The 320-nt window shown below is 57.8% G+C and carries 1 pseudogene; it reads left to right on the forward strand.

What is annotated here, in order from left to right:
• Nucleotides 1-112: 112 nt before the first annotated feature.
• Nucleotides 113-223: pseudogene (locus ACH107_RS33715) on the forward strand (IS481 family transposase); the annotation flags it as partial.
• Nucleotides 224-320 lie beyond the last annotated feature (97 nt).

Below are 320 nucleotides of genomic sequence, written 5' to 3' on the forward strand. Positions count from 1 at the left end.
GACCTGTGTTTGCAGGACGCCATCGCCGTTCCCGGCTTGCCCAAGATGGGCGTGAAAACCGTCAACAGTTACATCGACATGTTCCGCCGCTTCTGGGACTGGGCAGAACGGCATGAAGACCCTGCAAGGCCTCACGCCGTTCGAATACATTTGCAAAATCTGGACAAACGAACCTGACAGTTTCAATGTCGATCCGACCCACCACATGACGGGACTAAACACTGGCGCAGTATCGGGCCTTCGAGGCGGAGGCCGCGACGGGCGGTGCCGATCGACTTGCCAGCCTGCAAGGGCTCTTGAGGGATATTCCCGACGGAAAA

The organism is Roseovarius halophilus (ex Wu et al. 2025) (assembly GCF_047086965.1).